The organism is Prochlorococcus marinus str. MIT 0919, from assembly GCF_027359375.1.
In the GTDB taxonomy this organism is placed as follows: domain Bacteria; phylum Cyanobacteriota; class Cyanobacteriia; order PCC-6307; family Cyanobiaceae; genus Prochlorococcus_D.
Map to the genome: position 1 here is coordinate 864277 of NZ_CP114779.1, position 18995 is coordinate 883271.

The following is an 18995-nucleotide window of genomic DNA, read 5'->3' on the forward strand; positions in this document are numbered from 1 at the left end:
CGCTATCTATCTACCGACTTCAAACAATTCAACACTCATCTATCTCACTGGAATCAATCAGGACCTAGGGAGTACTAGACGTCTCGTAATTTTAGCTATTCACTCTTCTGGCAACTTCCCTTACTTAAAATAGATGACCTTGCTTGCTCTAAAACTTTAGAGTCAGGGGCCTTTGGAGAGAACAATAATGTCAAAGCAATGGTTTTATCTTTTTTCAGTTGTTGATTAATAGCTCTAATCCATTTTGATTTTTTATTGCCTAGAGAGTTCACCAAGTCATTAACTTGCTGAAAAGACTCTTGGGAGTTTCCTTCTAAAAGGATTGTTGCTTCTTCTCCAGGGGAACTCCCCCTTGGCCGAATGATTAAACTTAACTTTTCATTTGCTCTTATTGGTGTAACTTCAGAAGGCCATGAAATTGGTCCTATCAGTTTTTCCCCTGTATTTCTCAGTTTTCTCCAAAGAATTACACCATTCCTAGAAACTTTGATTTCATTTAATGGTTCTAAAGAGAAAATAAGGGGGCGATCAATTGAAATTGTTGCAACAAGATTTCCCTTAGTATTCAAGATGTTTGGTGATAGTAGACAAAATTTTCTTGTAAAGCTTGATTCGAAAGAAAGAAGGCTACGGTTGCTATAAGAAGTTACTTCAACAGGATCCCCTGAAAGCATGGCTATATTCCCAATTAATCTCGGCCTAAAAATCTCTGAACCAAAGATTACCGAACCTGCAGCTACAACAGTAATTGAAATCCCTGATTGAAGTGTCTTTTTAATTGATTCAACTGACCATTGAGATTGAGTTTGTTCGTCGAGAGCAACTCTTGGAATTGTTGATTTTTCAAGGATTCGTACAAATCTCAATAAGCGATCCACGCCTCCTTGAAACTCGTTGCTAGAAATAGTGATCTCATTTTTATTCCTTATCTGATTAGAAATAACTTCTTTAAATTCAGGTCCTGTCAACACACCTGAAAACCACACTAAATTATTTTCGTCATCTACATGACAGGCCAATAAAAGTTGAGGTGCTGCACCATGCTGATACCAATGATTTAAAGGAATCGTTATTTCATCTGCATTAATTCCAGCAGTAACAATTTGAACTGCGAAGCTATTAAAGCTAACAAGTCTGTTTGGATTTTCTAGATCTGACTCTGATCCTAGAGGTAAATCTAAATTGCGCTCTTTAACAATTTTTACAAGGCCAGCTATCGCAAAACTTCTTTGGTCGACAATATCGTCATCGTCTAATAAAACTGACCCTTCTGGAATCGTAAAAGCTTCAATAGGTTCAGGAGGAAAAGTGTTTTCAGGCATATTTCAAAGCTGTTTGAATCATTTGCCTTAGAGGTGGTATATCACCCTCTTGTTCTGATGAGACCAAGTGATTCCTTAATTGTTCAATCATCCTATCGAGTCCCTCAGGATCTTTTTTAATCTGATGAAACTCAGGACGTCTAACAAGTGCAATGGCCGCTTCTTGTGCGATTGATTCAGACAAGAACTTTTCTTCCAAAAGTTTACTTACCCATCCCTGCTTGTGGTTACAGCGTGCAGCAATATCTCTTTGCCCTAAGCCTTGACCATAGAGCTCCCATGCAAGTTTTCGGCTAGGATCTTTCTCCCATTTAGAGCAATCTGCTTCTATTGCTTCTTTGGCTAGAGGTAGGCCAAATTGTTCTAGTGATTCTTCTATTTGCTTTAGGAGATCCTCGCTGGGTAAATAATCATTAGAAGGCTGAGCTTCATAAATTAGTTCTTCATTTAATTGAGTCCGATTGGTCCTTATATCTACACCGCCCAAATATCGACGAATAGCAGTCGCCATAGCAATTAACTGTTCTACATTATTTTGCGTAGGCTCCAGAGATGCGAGGAAATCTTTATCAGGTTCCCATCCAGATTGCCTACCAGTGACTTTTCGGTAGTTTGCTTTTGCCTGCTTGTAATTCATCAGATAAGACTGATGAAGTTTTTCTACATCATTAATTGAAAGGTTTGTGGAACCAGAACAATACAATTGCCACGATTCTTTTATTCTCCTAGATGAACTGTCTGCGAGCAATGCCCAATCACTAATTAAAAGGCAACCTTTGTGTCGTAAATAAGATTTCAGCTCTGAATTACTATTAACTTTTCTTTTGGTCCATGAAGAGAGATTTGATAGGCCAGGCTTAAAGTGAAAAATTATATCTGCTCCATAAGGTTTAATTTGTTTAAAAGATAAAGAAGATATTGTTGACCAGTTAAATCGTTGTCTTTGATATTGAATACTTCCTTTCTCATCATTTTGAGGGACCCTTAGGAACAGATCACCAACATCATCTAAAACACAAATAAGCATATCGTTTATCTCTAAGTCATAGAAGGCTCTCTTTTCCGAAAACATCAAGACTACTTTTTCAGCAATTGTATGACTGACTCTGCATCTAAGAGCAAGCAAAGGTTCTGTTTGTTCCACTTGGGACTGACTTAATTCTAAAAGAGCCTTATCTAATGAACAAGATTCTTCTTTTATTGGAAAATTATTTTTTGTTAGGAATTCTTTAACTGAATCTAGAAACTTCAATGAGAACCCTTCTTTTGAAGGATCCAGTAAGCATAAATTGTTGTATGGACTGTCCAAGAAATATTACTAGTCTCAAGCTATGTTCTAGCTGAAAAAATCGATTTTGGAATCACCTTAAAAGGTTCAGAACAAGAAGAAGGCGTCTTAATGCAACCCTTCACTATCAATCCAAGCTAATGATCACCTCATCTCTCGCGCTCAACTCATCTTCTCAAGCAAAGAAGAAAAGAGCCATGCGAACAAAAGCGATGCTCGCCACAGCTGTTATTTCACTAGCAGGCCTGACCTTCATTCCTCCTCAACCTGCAGCTGCTTCATGCTATGGGACTGGTTATAGTCGACGCTGTGATGGGCGTGGAGGGCCAAATGCAACCTATTCCTCTCGAGGCGCCAATGGAAGGACTACTTATTACAGGAGTGGCAATCCATACAAAACATATACATACAAAACCTATTACAGATAAATCATTTCAATAATCATGTTGAAGACAAAATCGGGATATTCCTGGGCTTTGTCTTCAACATAAACTCTTTTGCAGTTTTTCAAGAATCCCTCTGAAGTATGTGAATTTAACTTAACTAGATACTATGATTTAGAAATCAGAAATAATTCCCCAAGCAAATAGCAATGAAAAGGTATCTTGGATTATTTTCTATGGTTATCACCATGGTTTTCTTTGGCGGGCAAGCACTAAAAGCAAAAAGTGATCTCACCCCATATCAATCAATAGTTTTGGCAAGTGCTATTAATTATTGCAGCATGGAATATGGATTAATTACTGAGAAGCAAGCCTATAGATATATAGTCGCTTGGGTTCAAGATGATCATGATCTTGAACCATATCAAATTTATAATCTTATGCAGAAGAAAGGTTTTGGAAAAGATACTGATGATTTTATAGATAAGGTTGGTGGATGCCAAAAGATTGCAAGCACAGTAAAAGAAAGCTTGGCTAGGAAACCAACTGGTTTTAGTTCTCTAACAAGTGGCAAAAAAGACTATGAGTATTTTTATAAAGTGGGCTACTAGTTAAGCTTTGAAAATAATTTATAAACCCAAAGAACTTATTATTGTTTGTGGATAGGGAGTAATTTTTAAATTAACATTTTTAGAAGCTGATCTTGTATTCGAAAAATTTGAGGTGTCAAGCTTTCCTTCTGCTAGCAATTTAATTTGTTCAGCCTTGCACGAACCATCAATAACGCCCATTCCAGTCGTTAATGCATAAGCTCTTTGCTCCCCAGTCCCATGAGTATCATCTCCAATTGAATATGCCACTTTTGCCATTGCAATTGTATCTTCTCTAGTAATACCAAGCTCCTCACTTCCTTCTTTAATAAACACACCTGCTAAACAATCAGCCTGTAATTCATGGTTAGGTACTGGCAGTCTAATGCCATAAGCATTTTGAACTGCATGAGCAAATTCATGAGCAACTACATATGCAACAGCAGAAGGGCCAAACTCTTCTTCAAAACCTTTAAGTTGGGATGGAACTAAAAATATCGTATTTGTACTCCCGCAATAGGAGCTCCCTCCTACTTCTTCGCCACTGAGATACGAACCACATCCACCATAAACTATTCTATTTGCTGAAATTGAGATTACTTGAGGAGGGTTGCTTGTAATCCCCTCATTTGCTTCCCAAGCTTGTATAAGAAATGATGTGGTCTTTTCTATTTGCTCATATACCTTTGCGTTTTTTATTTTGTCAAAAGTGTTTGCAGAGATCTCCAGAGGGAAAGAACATATTAAAAATATTGAGATCATTAATGGCTTAATCATAAAACAAATCTAGATTTCTCCAATAATAATATTTTTCCTACCATTTAATTGGTCTCCAGTCTCCACTTAATTGAAACGCTGCCCAAACATAAGGATGCCTATAACCAGGAATGGAGTGATTTCTAAATTCTTTTTGAGTTGCCGCCAAAGCATCTGCTCGTCCCTCTCCTGCTTTGAGCTTTTGATAAAACTTTTTCATAAAGGATGCTGTTGCTCGATCATCTACTTTCCATAGAGACAACAAACTAGACCTTGCACCTGCTACAGCAATGGCACGTTTGAGACCATAAACACCTTCTCCAGATTGGATATCACCTTGACCTGATTCACATCCTGAGATGACTACTAATTCAGTCCCTTGCCAATCAAGCTTGGTAACTTCTAACGCTGTTAAATACCCATCGTCTTTAGGGTTGGCTTCTGGTTCATTGGCACCAGCTAAAACAACGCCACTTCTTAGTAATGGATTTTCATTTTCCGGAATTCTTCTAACTTCACTAGCGCCCAATAAAACAGATGCGATTTCATTTTCTCCTTTTTCTTGATCAGCTCGGAAATAAGCATGACTAGCAATATGTAAGATCTTGGGTGCTTGTTGTTGTTCTTGTACTGCTAAAGCTGTTGCTTTGTTCTTGGTTAATAGTTGAGCCTTGGTGAGCTTGGCAATTGTTTTGCCTTCTTTAGCAGTTCCAGGCAATGGAGACCAAATTAAAGAACCTAAATCACCAGAGCGTTGTTGAGATGGACCACTAGCAATCAGCTCAGACTCTTGTTTACGTGGAAAGTCTTTACTTAAATTGAATGCTGGATTAGCCACAACCAGTGGTTTTTGTTTTGTTGGTTTTGAGGCTTTCGCTAGATCTAGTAGTTCACGGCCAGTCGTGAGTAGACGTATATCAATAGCCTCGCCGAGGAGTTGATCATTTTTATGAGAACTCAGTGCAGCAAAAGGAATACGGTTGAGTTCTGCATCAGGTGAAAGAAATAACGTCTCTGCATCGCCCATCGCTTTGGTCAAAGGTTTGACAACTAAAGCACCAACTTCGTTCCATAACTCTTGTGCATCTGCTAGACCTTGTTCTGATCCAACCAAAGCTTGTTGAATTTTTTGTTCTATTGGAGTAGCCAGGCCTAAATCAACACTTTCAATCTCTCCATTTGGTTTAAGAAGAAATGCCTGATAACGTGCCTCGCCCCAATTCTTAACCTCTATGGCGTCATCATGATTATCAAATTTAAAAGGTCTAAACTTTTGATATTCAATTAACACTGAATTAGAAGGCATTACCTTTGCAACCTCTGATGTTTCTATGATTCGCGCTTTCATTTCTGGCAATAAGTTATAAAGCTTGAGTTCAATCCTCTCTTTTTCATTGTTAAGTTCCTTGATCATCTGAGCATCCTTCACCCTTTTAGAAGCAAGTATATTTGTTACCCTTTTTATTCTTTCTGCAAGTGGGAGATGTGGTCCATCTAAAGAAGCGAACCGACTTTGTCTTCTTTCTATTTCTTCAAGTAATCCATGCCTATTAATCCGTGCAAAAAATGCCAAGTCCTTTCCATTTGGATGAATATTCGAGGCTGAAAAAATAGCCGCATAAGATATTCCTAAAGTATCTACAAAACTATTCCTTTTCGACAATGGAATATATGGCGCTTGTTCTTGTATTTGGATAAATTGCATTCTTAAACTTCTACGTAAATAATGATCAGCTTGCTCATAATCTTTATTATTAAAATGAGCCATTGCAAGATTTATTATTGGTTGAATCAAGATTGAGGCTGATTTTCCGTATAATTTTTCATAACGCTTAACTGACTCTCTAAGCAGTGGGAGTGCTTTTTCGTTCTTACCTTGCCACCAATATGCTGAACCCAAGCCTCCAATCAAATATGGATCAGTATTTTGAGCCCCAGATTGATTTTTTTGTCTATTATATAGACGTTTTAGTATTTTCTCTGCCTTAAGAAAATCATTCTGCTTAAAAGCAATAGATGCCAATGAAATTTGACCATTTAAGGTCATGGGCTTGATAAGTTCCTTTGCCTTTTTAAATTCTTTTAAATCTATATATGTATTAATTAATAGGTTTATGGCGTTTGCATAATAGTAATCATTATCTTTTTTTATTGCAGACAAAATTCTTATTGATTCCTGAAGTCCTTCAACTGCTTTCAAGTCATTCCCATAAAATAAATTCAATCTAGCCTGACTATAAAGAATAATCGCTGCAGCATATGTATGCTTTTTTTCATTGTAATTTGCTTGAAGCTTTAATTGATTTATTAAATTTGGTATTTCTACATAATTATCATTATAAAAGTATAAATATAGAATAGCTCCTGTCGTATGTACTATTTCGTCTGAATTACCTATTTCCAGAACTTTTTTATAATCAATAATAGCTCCATCAAAATCTCCCAATGCTTGCTTACAATAGGCTCGATTCTGAAAAGAATTGGTGAATGTGGGGTCAATCAAAATAGCATTAGATTGATCCTCAATGCAACCTACGAAGTCTTCTAAACTTATTTTTGAATGTCCACGATTGTTGTAGAGGAAAGGATTATTTGGATTTAATTCAATCGCTTTAGAAAAATCATCTATTGCTCCTTCAAAATCTTCGATAATATTCTTTGTATGCCCACGATTCCAGTATGAGTTAGGATCATTTGGATTTAATTTAATCGCTTTAGAATAGTCTTCTATTGCTCCTTTAAAGTTTCCTAAAATACCTTTTTCATGTCCTCTAAATTGATACAATTGATCTTCATTAGGGTCCAAATCGATTGCTTTAGAGTAATCACTTATTGCCCCTTGATGATCTCCTAGGCTTGCTTTATTACTTGCACGACTAGAATAGTAAGAAGTTTCTTCAGGTTTTAATTCAATCGCTTCAGAATAGTCTTCTATTGCTCCTTGATGATCTCCTAGTTGCTGCTTGTTGTATCCACGAACTGAGTAGTAATAAGCTTCTTTAGGTTTTAATTTAATAGCTTTAGAGTAATCCTCTATTGATCCATGGTGATATCCCAAACTCAACTTGCTATAGCCACGAGCTGAATAATAATTAGCTTCTTCAGGTTTTAATTCAATCGCTTTCGAATAGTCGTCTATAGCATCTTTATCATCCTTTAGCTCTGCCTTGTTCGTTCCTCGAGCATAATAAGAATAAGATTGATTTGGGTTAATTTCAATTGCTTTAGAATGATCATCAATAGCACCTTGATGATCATTTAGAAGTGATTTGATATATCCACGATTATTGTAGGGTGCATAATTTTTGGGATTTATTTCTATAGCTTTTGAGTAATCATCTATTGCACCTTTCGAGTCTCCAAGTTTTTGCCTAGTTTTTCCACGATTAAAGAAACTCCAATAGAAAGAATCAGCATTAAGTTCAATTGACTTAGTGTAATCAGCTAAAGCGCCTAAAAAGTTTTTCTGATCAAACTTGATGATTGCACGGTTATGATATGCCTGCCAAACGCTAGGATCAAGCTCAATTGTTTTGTTGAAATTCTCTAGGGCGCCAGGATAATCCCCTGAATTTAATTGTTCTAGTCCTTGATGCAGGTAATAATCTGCACTTTCTTTCGGGCTTTCTGAAGAAATAAACACTTCAGGGATTACCTCTGCTACAAAGGCGCCATCCATTGCCACTGGAACTAGCAAAGCTGCAATCAGTACTAAGCGACGCATACCGGAAAATGTCTTATTGAAGTGTGGCATCGATACTTGGAATCAGTTCAAAAAACTGGAACTACAAGAAGGTATTCAAATAAAAATTTGCATTTTTGATTTTGAAATTACTCAAATCATTTCTCTCTTCCAGTCTTTCAGTTGCTTGTCTAATAGGCCTAGCAACACCTTCTTATGCAGGTACTTGCATTGAAACTTCTCCTGGAATAACGAAGTGCTGGTCCAGCAACGGTGGCTCTTCTACTACTATTGAAACAAGTCCAGGTGTCTATAACTATTATGGGACCGATTCCAAAGGCAATTCAACTAGAGAAACATATATTCAGTGGTGATTAGAGACCAATTAAGTGGTGATTGTGGAATCACCTTTCCTCTTCCAATACTGATTAGATAGATTAAAGAAAAGAGATGGAAGAATGAGGTTTCATTCCAACTCCATTCCAACCATCGAGTATCGCTAAGATTACAGACTATGACTGAACCTAACTACTGGCTAATGAACAAATGCATTTGAGTGAGGGAAAACGATTGCAAGGAATTTGCAAAATCCATTCACACACTATTCACACATTTTCAAAGGAAAGAAGGGTCTAAAAGTGATGGTCTATAAGAAAGTAAGAAAGGTCTTTGTTCACTCTTAACTGCAGTAATTACATCTTCTCCTGTGTGCCAAATCCATTGTTGTTGAGGCGATCTTCCGTCAACATCAACGCTTGTTCCAACAGGAGGACCAAAACGATGTCTTAAGCCCGCCAATACTTCCGTCATGTTTTCATAGTCCATTTCATAAGCAAGCTGTTTTAACCCATCCTTGTCTTCAACACGAACACGAAGACTATTCACAGGTAACCCGCTCATCTGAAAATCTCTAACTTCAAAAAGACCCCTATTTAAATCTTCTTGAACAGGAGTCAAGGAAACTCCAAGATGGCTCTCTACACTTGAGAGATCCATCCCCCACGACAAACCTTCAACACAAGCCATCACAGATTTAGGCGTTAATTGAATAAACAAAAGCAGAACTGCTATAGCAACGTAACTAAAAACCTTCATCATCTAAATGCGATTGCGTCTTTCTCCAAAAGAAACTAGTCGGATTTAGAGGAGAAGCCTATGTTTTATGAGCTATCAAACTTAAAATGGTCAAAACCTCCTAATGGGGAAAAGCCCTCGCTAACTGATCTCTTTAAAAGCCAGTAGCGATCTCATTCACACATTATTCACACACCGCAATTCCTGTAGATCCCTTGATATGAATGAACCTAACTACTGGCTAATGAAGTGTGAACCTTGATTAATAGCAAGGTATTAGAAGAAATCTCAAAAATCTATTCACACATTTTCTCTAACCCAAAATTGCACTGATGCATTCAATAAAACGTCCAAGGCAAAAATCACTAAATTAAAGAAATAACTGCAAAGATCTCAATACCTGATGCGCCCTTTTGCCCTAGCTCTAGCTTTGCTAATGCCAGTGGCAATCGATGGTGCATTATTAGCTGATGTTGTTCCTGAAGTACTGATTGCTGAGAAGAAAGAAGAGTTAGGTCTTGATGACCTTGATCGACTTACAAAAGAAGCTGAGGAAGCAGAAGAAGCTGGTAACTATCAAAAAGCCTTAGATATTTTGGAGAAGATTCTTGCCATAGAGAAAAAGGAGTTGGGGGTTGAACATGCAGATGTAGGTGGAACACTTACTTGGCAAGGGTGGATCTACCTTGAGCAAGGTAAATACGACAAGGCCAAGCCTCTTTTATTGCGAGGTTTAGAGATTACCGAAAAAACCCTCGGTCCAGAACATCCATATACAGCAACTACACTAATTAACTTGGCTTTGCTTTATAACAACCAAGGCCTGTATAGCAAAGCAGAACCGCTTTATTTGAGAGCTTTAGCGATTGCTGAGAAAACCCTCGGTCCAGAACATCCAGATACAGCAAGGAGCCTCAATAACTTAGCTTCGCTTTATAAGAGTCAAGGTTTGTATAGCAAAGCAGAACCGCTTTATCTCCGAGCTTTAGCGATCTATGAAAAAGTACTCGGTCCAGAACATCCATATACAGCAACGAGCCTCAATAACTTGGCTGCGCTTTATCAGGAGCAAGGCCTGTATAACAAAGCAGAACCGCTGTACCTAAGAGCTTTAGCGATTAGAGAGAAAACCCTCGGTCCAGAACATCCATCTACAGCAAGGAGCCTCAATAACTTAGCTTCGCTTTATAAGAGTCAAGGTTTGTATAGCAAAGCAGAACCGCTTTTCTTGAGAGCTTTAGCGATCGATGAAAAAACCCTCGGCCCAGATCATCCAGATACAGCAAGGAGCCTCAGTAGCTTGGCTTTGCTTTATGAGAATCAAGGTTTGTATAGCAAAGCAGAACCGCTGTATTTGAGAGCTTTAGCGATCTATGAAAAAGTACTCGGTCCAGAACATCCATATACAACAACGAGCCTCAATAACTTGGCTTCTCTTTATGGCAACCAAGGTTTGTATAGCAAAGCAGAACCGCTTTTCTTGAGAGCTTTAGCGATCAAAGAAAAAGCACTCGGTCCAGAACATCCAGATACAGCAACCAGCCTCAATAACTTGGCTTTGCTTTATAAGAGACAAGGCCTGTATAGCAAAGCAGAACCGCTGTACCTAAGAGCTTTAGCGATTAGAGAGAAAACCCTCGGTCCAGAACATCCATCTACAGCAAGGAGCCTCAATAACTTAGCTTCGCTTTATAAGAGTCAAGGTTTGTATAGCAAAGCAGAACCGCTTTTCTTGAGAGCTTTAGCGATCGATGAAAAAACCCTCGGCCCAGATCATCCATCTACAGCAACGAGCCTCAGTAACTTGGCGAATCTTTATGTGAGTCAAGGTCTATATAGCAAAGCAGAACCGCTTTTCTTGAGAGCTTTAGCGACTAGAGAGAAAACCCTCGGTCCAGAACATCCAGATACAGCAAGGAGCCTCAATAACTTGGCTTCTCTTTATGGCAACCAAGGTTTGTATAGCAAAGCAGAACCGCTTTATTTGAGAGCTTTAGCGATCAAAGAAAAAGCACTCGGTCCAGAACATCCAGATACAGCAACCAGCCTCAATAACTTGGCTGTGCTTTATGTGAGTCAAGGCCTGTATAACAAAGCAGAATCACTTCTTAAAAGGAGCCTAAAAGCAAGTCTCACATTGATTCAACGAGAAGCTCCTTATTTGATTCTTTCCGAACGACAAGCTTTTCTTGAGTCTAATCACAATCCCTTTAAACTCTCGCCTTCATTAGCTAAGAAGACAAAAGCTGGCTTAAAGCTGGCCTTATTCTCAAGGCTCAACCGACAAGGTTTATTAGAAGAACTCGAAAGACGTCAATCTCAATTAGCTAGTTTGCCAGGACCTCAACAAGCCATTGCTCAAGAATTACGGCTCGTCACACAACAACTTGCATCGAGGAATTTAAATGATGAGTTACGTCAAACTCTCAGCAAAAGGAAAGAGGATTTAGAACGCAAACTTTATCGTTTACTGCCAGAGCTAAAACCCCGTATTGTTGGAGTTAACCAGATCGCTAAAGCGATTCCTCGCAATAATTTGTTAGTCGAATATCAACGATATGAGCCATTTGATGGCACAAAACCTGATGGTGAGGAATGGGAAGAAGCTCGCTATCTAGGTTTAATCCTGAATCGTAAAGGGGAGATAGAAGCTATTGATTTAGGCCTTGCCGAACCTATAGAAGAAAAGACCCAACAAGCATTAACAGCTTCAGAACAAGCTTTAGCAAATGCTCAGGAGTTATGGAAGGAAGTTGGAGAATTAGTTATCAAGCCTTTAGCAGAAGCAATCGGTGATGCTGAGACATTATTTATTTCTCCAGATGCAGAACTCAACCGTGTTCCTTTTGCAGCACTCAGTTCTCATAAAGATGATCAATTACTCGCTGATGCTGTCAACATACGTCTACTAACAACTGGCCGTGAACTACTAGATCTCGCTAAAGCATCAAAAGCAACAAAACAAAAACCACTGGTTGTGGCTAATCCGGCATTCAATTTAATTAAAGACTTTCCACGCAAACAAGAATCTGAACTGATTGCTAATAGTTCATCCCAACAACGTTCCGGTGACCTTGGTTCGTTGACTTGGTCTCCATTGCCTGGAACTTCTAAAGAAGGAAAAGCCATTGCCAAACTCACCAAAGCCCAACTATTAACTAAGAACAAAGCAACAGCTTTAGCCGTGCAAGAACAAGAAGCACCTAAGGTCTTACATATTGCTAGTCATGCTTACTTCTTACCAGATCAAGAGAAAGGAGAAAACCCATTGCTAAGAAGCGGCATTGTTTTAGCTGGTGCAAACGAACCAGAATCGAACCCTGATGATGATGGTTATCTCACTGCCTTAGAAGTCACCAAGCTTGATTGGCAAGGTACTGAATTAGCAGTGATCTCTGGTTGTGAATCAGGTAAAGGTGATATCCAATCTGGGGAAGGTGTTTATGGTCTTAAACGTGCAATCGCTGTAGCAGGTGCAAGATCAAGTCTTCTCTCGTTATGGAAAGTAGATGATCGAGCGACAGCATCCTTTATGAAAAAGTTCTATCAAAAACTCAAAGCAGGAGAAGGCAGAGCAGATGCTTTAGCTGCAACCCAACAAGAATTTAGGAATCACCCCATCCCTGGTTATAGACATCCTTATGTCTGGGCAGCATTCCAGCTCAGTGGTGACTGGAGGCCAATTAAATGGTGATTGTGGAATCACCTTTCCTCTTCTAATCCTGATTAGATAGATTAAAGAAAAGAGATGGAAGAATGAGGTTTCATTCCAACTCCATTCCAACCATCGAGTATCGCTAAGATTACAGACTATGACTGAACCTAGCTACTGGCTAATGAAAAGCGAGCCTGATGCTTACAGCATCCAAAACTTGAAAGAAGAACGCGAAACATTGTGGGATGGGATTAGGAACTACCAGGCAAGAAACTTTATGAGAAAGATGAAAGCTGGAGATATTGCTTTCTTCTATCACTCAAACTGCAAGCCACCTGGGATTGTTGGGTTAATGGAAGTTACAAAAATAAAATTAATTGACCCCACACAATTTGATAAAAGTTCAAAATACTTTGACCCAAAGTCTTCGCCTGAAAACCCTCGATGGGATTGCGTAAAGTTGAAATATTCTTGTACATTTAACGAAAAGTTAACACTTAAAGAAATTGGCGAAAGGTTTAGTTCAGAAGAAATACTTCTTGTTAGGAAAGGGAATAGATTGTCAATTATGCCAGTAGAGAAACAAATCGCTAAAAAGCTATTAAAATTATTGACTTGATCAAGTATTTCTTCGGATACTTAATGAGCACTTCCTTCTGAAGAGAAAGAATTTACAGCAAACATATTATCAATATATAAACGAGTTACTGGTCTTGAATTAATACCATTTTGCACAAGAAATCCAGCAAGGGCAGCTTGAATTAATCGATATTGATCCCAATTAGGATATTTTTCAATGAATTTGTTCATGGCATTTTTCAAAGGCAAAGGTATTTCTGACTGAAAACTAATGATCGAGTCATCTATTGCGCAAGGCTCGTCCATACAATTTTGGGGTGGGCAGGTGTTGAAGCGATCGTTTTGCATTTCACAGTTTTGACTAATGCAACTAGTTCCTCACAAAGTTACTAAAACGTCAATAGGTGGCTTCACAGGAAAGTCTCCCTCTGTCTCAATACAAGACTTTATTCTAGGACAGGAGTTTAAGCTCAACTTAAGATCCAATGGGTCGATTCGTTAGCCGGTAGCTATATGGAATCAAGAAAAACTACTAATAATTCTTTTTTCCACAGTTTTGAGCTGTATCAATAAAGTTTGCTATTAATCTGTGGAAATAATGTGTAATTAACCAATTGCCCTGTGGCAAGGGGAGATAAAAATTAATCATTTACTAATGTAATTTTTACTGGGAGTCCCACATTTTTCTCATGGCCGATGTAACAACTTCCGCTATTGGATTAGGCCAGCCACCTTCAAGAGATCTGAAAGTTGGGTGATCCTGCTGGAGAATGAATTTCAAGCTCCAAGCCTCTTTTGTTCCATTAAGGCAGACCCACCAATGACAACGTTCTAACTCCAATGAAATAAACTCTTCAGCCATCAACTGAATTTCTAACGCCTTAAATTGATCAAGCAAGTCAGTAATTATTGATTGCAGAGAATCCCACTCTTCTTGGGAAAGTTCAAAAGCCCAATTTTCACCAGCTATTAAAAAAGAATAAATTTCCCTAGAAGTATCCCAAGCCAATCTCCAGCCAAATCCTTCCCGACGAATCATCCTGGCAATAAATCGGGCTGATCTTGTTCATCACTTAATTCAACAATTGCTCTTTGGACAGGCTTTACAGCTGATTCCTCAAGAAGGCCGTCAAAATCATCAAAACGACGCTGCTTAGCCCTAAAAGCTATACGAACGGTAGTTAAATATCTATTGCTAGCCTGACGGATCAAGCTCTCTCCTCGCTTGGCAAGATCTTTCGAATCGATTCCTGATCTAATCACAAATGTTTTTAATACTAAATTTAGTTTAAGCGAGAACGAACCTCCTAATCAAAAATTAATTATTTCAATGGCATTAGAAAACAATCAATCTCTTTCATCAATTGAAAGTACATCCCGAGAGAGAGGAACCCTTGCCATAGATCTTGGAAGCTCTACAACTGTTGTAGCTTTTCAAGGGAAAAACGACCAAGCCATAAAGCTAGTTGATCTCAACCCTATAAGTCGAATCCCTGGGGAAGTGCCAACCCTGATTTGGATGTCACCAAAAATAGAAAAACAAGTTTTATTTGGTCATCAGCTTCAACAAGTAAGTATCCATGAAAAAATAAACCCTTACTTTATTTGTGACTTTAAGCGTTGGATTGGAGCCCCAATCAAACCAAATAATTGGAATTGTCATTTATTACCAGAAGAAGCCGGTGAATTATTTTTAAAAGAAATATGGTCGAGGATACCTAATCAATTTGATATTGAAAGGCTTGTTTTAACAGCACCTATAGAGACCTACAAAAATTATAGGAAATGGCTTTACAAAGTTTGCAGGCAATTAAAAGTTAAGGAAATCGCATTAGTTGATGAACCAACTGCAGCAGCTATTGGAGCTGGGCAAACTGGAGGTGCAAAGTTGTTAGTAATGGATATTGGAGGAAGTACTATTGATATATCAATGGTTTTGCTAGAAGGGGGCGAAGGCTATTCTGAACCAATTGCCCAACTTCTTCGTTTTGATGGCAAAGATTTAGGAGAAGAAAGTAAACAAGTCCTTCGCTGTGCAAAAGTTATTGGTAAAGCTGGAGTTCGATTAGGAGGAAGAGACTTAGACAGATGGATTACAAATCATCTTCACCCTGACTGTCAAAACAATGAAATTTTTCTAAATGCTGCAGAAATATTAAAATGCAAATTAAGCGATGAAAGCTTATCAGATACAAAAACTATTACTGAAAAAGTTATGCTAAGTGAACAGGATGATTGTAAGGAAATGAGTCTGAGCAGGGTTGAATTAGAAGATCTAATTATCAGTAAAGGACTTCTAAAAGTTCTAGACAATGTTTTAGAAAAGACCCTCGCTAAAGGACGTTCAAATGGTTGTGAACTTGAAGATTTATCAGGAGTAATTATTGTAGGTGGAGGTGCAAAGATGCCACTTATTAAACGTTGGTTTCAAAAAAAAATACTCCCAGCTCAATTACTAACGCCACCGCCTATAGAAGCTGTTGCAATAGGCGCATTAAGCCTTACTCCTGGTGTAAGCATTAAGGATATCCTAACTAAAGGTGTTTGTTTAAGATGCTGGGAACAGAAGTCCAAGAAACATATCTGGCACCCTCTTTTTCTTCCAGGGCAACCCTGGCCCACATCCAAACCACTAGAAATTATTCTTGCATCAAGTAAAGAGAATCAAGAGGAAATAGAGTTGAGAATTGCGGACTATGATTCGGATGGCAGCAATGAGATTGTTTATATAAATGGAATGCCCACGATAAAGGAAACGTCTAGTGAAGTAAGCCAGGTGCCCTGGGAATCAACTCCTTTGTTAATTCAATTACGTTCTCCAATTAATAGTGGTGAAGACTGTATAAAATTAAATTTTAGTATTGATTATAATTGCAATTTATTGGTTGAAGTCATTGATATCAAAGATGGAGAGCTAATAGTAAAAGAAAATCTTGGAGTATTAAGATAAAAGAATTGGCCAAAAATCACTATTTAGAGATTTCCTTAGTCAAAAAGACACCTTCTTCTCCATCAACTTCCATTAATTTCAATTCAATAGATTCCTTTCGACGAGTTGGCACCTTTCTCCCACAAAAATCTGGCTGAATAGGGAGTTCTCTATGCCCTCTATCAACCATAACTAAAAGCATGACTTTTTGAGGCCTTCCCCAGGCCTGAAGAGCCTCCAGAGAAGCCCTGACAGTCCTGCCTGTAAAAATCACGTCGTCTATTAAAACAACCTGACGATCTTGCAAGCTGGAAGATATGTCAGTTGATCGTGCCATTCTTGTACCTATACGAACCAAATCATCACGATGAAAAGTTGGGTCAATAACCCCTTGCTCTATTGAATGCCCAACTTTTGCTTTCAATTCCTTGCCAAGAACTTTTGCCAACTGAACACCCCTAGTGGGAATTCCCAGAAGCACAAGGTCTTTAGTATCTGAAATATTTTCAATAATTTCAGATGCAAGCCTGGATAGTGTTCTTGCCAACTCTTCTTGAGAAAGAATTGCAATCTTCTCTTGTTTTGCTGAATCAGCCATTGAGACTAGGTCGTAAGTATAATTTTATGCCCAAAAAATTGAAAAGTGCATTTAATTGAATTCGCAAAAGCTGACGGAAGTTAATAGAAATAGAGCCTCTGGCCAACAAACAAGTAATTTGATACTAAGGCTCACCCTGACAGGCACTAAGCCCTAGCCAATGCCGAAGATTAGTTCCTCCTCAAATATCAGGTCAGGACCAGTTGCACCTGTTGTTCTGGCAATTCTTGATGGATGGGGATATAGCAAAGAAAACAAGCATAATGCAATTCAAAATGCTGCTACTCCAGTCATGGATGCCTTATGGCATGCATATCCTCATACATTAATAGAAGCAAGTGGTGCAGATGTAGGCCTTCCAAATTCGCAAATGGGCAACTCAGAGGTAGGTCATCTCACAATTGGTGCTGGACGAATTATCCAGCAAGAACTTGTCAGAATTAGCAATATTGTTCGAGCGAAAAAGCTTTCTCAAATAAAGACTCTTCAAAAACTTGCAAGTGTTTTACGAGAAAACAACAAAACACTTCATGTAATAGGCCTTTGTTCTGATGGAGGTGTTCATAGTCATATCAATCACCTGTGCGGCCTTTTAGATTGGGCAAATGATGAAAAAATCCCCAAAATTTCAGTGCATGCTTTTACAGATGGAAGAGATACTCCCGCTAAAAGTGCCCAAAAATATTTAAAAGCTATTAATCAAAAAATAGAATCCTCTGAGGTCGGTGAATTAACAAGCCTATGTGGTCGTTATTGGGCAATGGATCGAGATAATCGCTGGGAGAGGACACAGAAAGCTTATGAATTGCTAACAAACCCAAATCTTCCAGTCAGTGATTTATCAACTGATGAATTAATTGCTCAAAGCTATTCAAATGGCATTACCGATGAATTTCTTGAGCCAATACGTTTAAAACCCTCTTACATCCAAGATGGGGACGGAGTAATAATGTTCAATTTTCGTCCTGACAGAGCAAGGCAATTAATCAAGGCAATTAGCACTCCGGATTTCGATTTGTTCGAGCGAAATGACAAGCCCAAAGCAAACGTTCTTACTTTCACTCAATATGAAGCCGAACTACCAGTATCAGTAGCTTTCCCACCTGAATCTCTTGATGACCTTCTTGGGCAGGTAGTTTCAAATCATGGATTGCGACAATTTAGAACTGCTGAGACCGAGAAATACCCTCATGTCACATATTTTTTAAATGGAGGAATTGAGAAACCCTTGCCTGGTGAAGATCGACATTTAGTACCTTCTCCGCGAGTGGCAACATATGATTTATCTCCTGCAATGTCTGCAGACCAATTAACTGATAGCTGTACAAAAGCTATCGAAAGCGGCCTTTACTCTCTGATAGTAATTAATTACGCAAATCCAGATATGGTTGGTCATACTGGGGTAATGAAAGCAGCCCAGGAAGCAATTAGCAAAGTTGATAGCTGTGTGGGACGTATTCTTGATTCAACAGGAAAAATGAGTGGAACGCTTCTAGTAACTGCAGATCATGGTAATGCTGAAGTCATGCAAGGGGCCGATGGTCAACCTTGGACTGCCCATACTACTAATCCAGTACCGGTAATTATTGTCGAAGGAGAAAAACGGAAAGTAGCTGATGCAGGGAACCAAATTAGATTAAGGAAAGGAGGTGGGTTGGCAGATATTGCTCCAACTATCTTGCAATTATTGTCTCTACCTAAACCAAAGGCTATGACAGGATCATCGTTAATTGAGACAATAGAAACCCCTAAGTTTTCCTCTCGTATACCTCAACATGCTTAAAATCTGAATCATGCTTATTTCAATTGTTACTTGGATGTGGGTTGCCAGTGGTCTTCTATTAGTTTTCCTTGTTTTATTACATAGTCCGAAAGGTGATGGAATGGGTGGCCTTGCTGCAAGCGGGAGCTCAATGTTTTCAAGTGCTAGCAGTGCAGAAGCAACTCTAAACAAAGCTACTTGGACATGTTTGATTATATTCTTAGGTCTTGCAGTTACATTAAGTGCAGGTTGGCTTAAATAAAAAACATATTTGTGATTAAATATCAATAATAAATGCGATTTTACACGTCAAGGGTATTCATCATATTTCTCATAATAGGAGTAACAAATCACAGCCAATTATATGCAAGTTTAAG

The 18995-nt window shown here is 38.5% G+C and carries 17 protein-coding genes; 8 read left to right on the forward strand and 9 right to left on the reverse strand.

The window, feature by feature from the left end:
- Positions 1–95: 95 nt before the first annotated feature.
- Together O5635_RS04920 and O5635_RS04925 are read right to left on the reverse strand one after the other, a co-directional pair.
- Positions 96–1322 carry a hypothetical protein gene (locus O5635_RS04920; protein ID WP_036900270.1) on the reverse strand — a complete coding sequence of 409 codons (1227 nt, stop codon included), beginning with the start codon at positions 1320–1322 and terminating at the stop codon, positions 96–98.
- On the reverse strand, positions 1315–2631 hold the full coding sequence (locus O5635_RS04925) for a hypothetical protein (RefSeq protein ID WP_036900267.1): 1317 nt from the start codon (positions 2629–2631) through the stop codon (positions 1315–1317). Before O5635_RS04925 ends, O5635_RS04920 begins: the two co-directional genes overlap by 8 nt.
- 119 nt (positions 2632–2750) lie before the next feature.
- Here O5635_RS04925 and O5635_RS04930 point away from each other — a divergent pair, with 119 nt between their 5' ends.
- Together O5635_RS04930 and O5635_RS04935 are read left to right on the forward strand one after the other, a co-directional pair.
- The gene (locus O5635_RS04930) at positions 2751–3038 is read left to right on the forward strand and encodes a hypothetical protein (RefSeq protein ID WP_269607105.1); all 288 of its coding nucleotides are present in this window, start codon (positions 2751–2753) and stop codon (positions 3036–3038) included.
- A 164-nt stretch (positions 3039–3202) separates the two neighbouring features.
- A complete protein-coding gene (locus O5635_RS04935; protein WP_152557235.1) occupies positions 3203–3604 on the forward strand; it encodes a hypothetical protein in 402 nt (133 codons plus the stop codon).
- An 18-nt stretch (positions 3605–3622) separates the two neighbouring features.
- Here the strand turns inward: O5635_RS04935 and O5635_RS04940 are convergent, their stop codons facing one another.
- Together O5635_RS04940 and O5635_RS04945 are read right to left on the reverse strand one after the other, a co-directional pair.
- Positions 3623–4345, reverse strand: a complete 723-nt coding sequence (locus O5635_RS04940) for a neutral zinc metallopeptidase (protein WP_269607107.1) — start codon at positions 4343–4345, stop codon at positions 3623–3625.
- Positions 4346–4397: 52 nt separating this feature from the next.
- Positions 4398–8093, reverse strand: coding sequence for a CHAT domain-containing tetratricopeptide repeat protein (locus O5635_RS04945; RefSeq protein ID WP_269607108.1), 3696 nt, complete (start codon positions 8091–8093; stop codon positions 4398–4400).
- A gap of 71 nt (positions 8094–8164) precedes the next feature.
- Between O5635_RS04945 and O5635_RS04950 the strand changes: the two genes are divergently transcribed.
- A complete protein-coding gene (locus tag O5635_RS04950) occupies positions 8165–8395 on the forward strand; it encodes a hypothetical protein (RefSeq protein WP_152557234.1) in 231 nt (76 codons plus the stop codon).
- A gap of 241 nt (positions 8396–8636) precedes the next feature.
- Here the strand turns inward: O5635_RS04950 and O5635_RS04955 are convergent, their stop codons facing one another.
- On the reverse strand, positions 8637–9119 hold the full coding sequence (locus O5635_RS04955) for a hypothetical protein (RefSeq protein WP_036900261.1): 483 nt from the start codon (positions 9117–9119) through the stop codon (positions 8637–8639).
- A 379-nt stretch (positions 9120–9498) separates the two neighbouring features.
- On the opposite strand from O5635_RS04955, the gene O5635_RS04960 reads away from it, so the two are divergent.
- Positions 9499–12789 (forward strand): CHAT domain-containing tetratricopeptide repeat protein, encoded by a 3291-nt coding sequence (locus O5635_RS04960; protein WP_269607109.1) that lies wholly within the window; start codon positions 9499–9501, stop codon positions 12787–12789.
- A 118-nt stretch (positions 12790–12907) separates the two neighbouring features.
- Positions 12908–13369: an EVE domain-containing protein gene (locus O5635_RS04965; RefSeq protein ID WP_036900479.1), complete on the forward strand. Its 462-nt coding sequence runs from the start codon at positions 12908–12910 to the stop codon at positions 13367–13369.
- Positions 13370–13389: 20 nt separating this feature from the next.
- Here O5635_RS04965 and O5635_RS04970 read toward each other — a convergent pair whose 3' ends face one another.
- The 3 genes from O5635_RS04970 to O5635_RS04980 all read right to left on the reverse strand — a co-directional run bounded on the left by O5635_RS04970 (position 13390) and on the right by O5635_RS04980 (position 14592).
- On the reverse strand, positions 13390–13635 hold the full coding sequence (locus O5635_RS04970; protein WP_052042624.1) for a DUF2811 domain-containing protein: 246 nt from the start codon (positions 13633–13635) through the stop codon (positions 13390–13392).
- A gap of 358 nt (positions 13636–13993) precedes the next feature.
- Positions 13994–14368, reverse strand: coding sequence for a DUF1818 family protein (locus O5635_RS04975; RefSeq protein WP_036900482.1), 375 nt, complete (start codon positions 14366–14368; stop codon positions 13994–13996).
- The gene (locus O5635_RS04980; protein ID WP_036900485.1) at positions 14365–14592 is read right to left on the reverse strand and encodes a DNA-directed RNA polymerase subunit omega; all 228 of its coding nucleotides are present in this window, start codon (positions 14590–14592) and stop codon (positions 14365–14367) included. Before O5635_RS04980 ends, O5635_RS04975 begins: the two co-directional genes overlap by 4 nt.
- Between O5635_RS04980 and O5635_RS04985 the strand changes: the two genes are divergently transcribed.
- A complete protein-coding gene (locus O5635_RS04985) occupies positions 14555–16279 on the forward strand; it encodes an Hsp70 family protein (RefSeq protein WP_269607113.1) in 1725 nt (574 codons plus the stop codon). The genes O5635_RS04980 and O5635_RS04985 overlap by 38 nt on opposite strands.
- 19 nt (positions 16280–16298) lie before the next feature.
- Here the strand turns inward: O5635_RS04985 and pyrR are convergent, their stop codons facing one another.
- Positions 16299–16856 carry a bifunctional pyr operon transcriptional regulator/uracil phosphoribosyltransferase PyrR gene (pyrR, locus tag O5635_RS04990; RefSeq protein WP_036900488.1) on the reverse strand — a complete coding sequence of 186 codons (558 nt, stop codon included), beginning with the start codon at positions 16854–16856 and terminating at the stop codon, positions 16299–16301.
- A gap of 160 nt (positions 16857–17016) precedes the next feature.
- Here pyrR and gpmI point away from each other — a divergent pair, with 160 nt between their 5' ends.
- Positions 17017–18639, forward strand: coding sequence for a 2,3-bisphosphoglycerate-independent phosphoglycerate mutase (gene gpmI, locus O5635_RS04995; RefSeq protein WP_036900491.1), 1623 nt, complete (start codon positions 17017–17019; stop codon positions 18637–18639).
- A 10-nt stretch (positions 18640–18649) separates the two neighbouring features.
- Positions 18650–18880, forward strand: coding sequence for a preprotein translocase subunit SecG (gene secG, locus O5635_RS05000; protein WP_036900493.1), 231 nt, complete (start codon positions 18650–18652; stop codon positions 18878–18880).
- Positions 18881–18995: the final 115 nt, after the last annotated feature.

Bases quoted from the DNA above. Each gene is read 5' to 3' on its own strand.
- O5635_RS04960 (WP_269607109.1), top strand. From the start codon at position 9,499: ATGCGCCCTTTTGCCCTAGCTCTAGCTTTGCTAATGCCAGTGGCAATC.
- secG (WP_036900493.1), top strand. From the start codon at position 18,650: ATGCTTATTTCAATTGTTACTTGGATGTGGGTTGCCAGTGGTCTTCTA.
- O5635_RS04930 (WP_269607105.1), top strand. From the start codon at position 2,751: ATGATCACCTCATCTCTCGCGCTCAACTCATCTTCTCAAGCAAAGAAG.
- O5635_RS04970 (WP_052042624.1), bottom strand. From the start codon at position 13,635: ATGGACGAGCCTTGCGCAATAGATGACTCGATCATTAGTTTTCAGTCA.
- pyrR (WP_036900488.1), bottom strand. From the start codon at position 16,856: ATGGCTGATTCAGCAAAACAAGAGAAGATTGCAATTCTTTCTCAAGAA.
- O5635_RS04920 (WP_036900270.1), bottom strand. From the start codon at position 1,322: ATGCCTGAAAACACTTTTCCTCCTGAACCTATTGAAGCTTTTACGATT.
- O5635_RS04965 (WP_036900479.1), top strand. From the start codon at position 12,908: ATGACTGAACCTAGCTACTGGCTAATGAAAAGCGAGCCTGATGCTTAC.
- gpmI (WP_036900491.1), top strand. From the start codon at position 17,017: ATGCCGAAGATTAGTTCCTCCTCAAATATCAGGTCAGGACCAGTTGCA.
- O5635_RS04935 (WP_152557235.1), top strand. From the start codon at position 3,203: ATGAAAAGGTATCTTGGATTATTTTCTATGGTTATCACCATGGTTTTC.
- O5635_RS04975 (WP_036900482.1), bottom strand. From the start codon at position 14,368: ATGATTCGTCGGGAAGGATTTGGCTGGAGATTGGCTTGGGATACTTCT.
- O5635_RS04945 (WP_269607108.1), bottom strand. From the start codon at position 8,093: ATGCCACACTTCAATAAGACATTTTCCGGTATGCGTCGCTTAGTACTG.
- O5635_RS04955 (WP_036900261.1), bottom strand. From the start codon at position 9,119: ATGATGAAGGTTTTTAGTTACGTTGCTATAGCAGTTCTGCTTTTGTTT.
- O5635_RS04940 (WP_269607107.1), bottom strand. From the start codon at position 4,345: ATGATCTCAATATTTTTAATATGTTCTTTCCCTCTGGAGATCTCTGCA.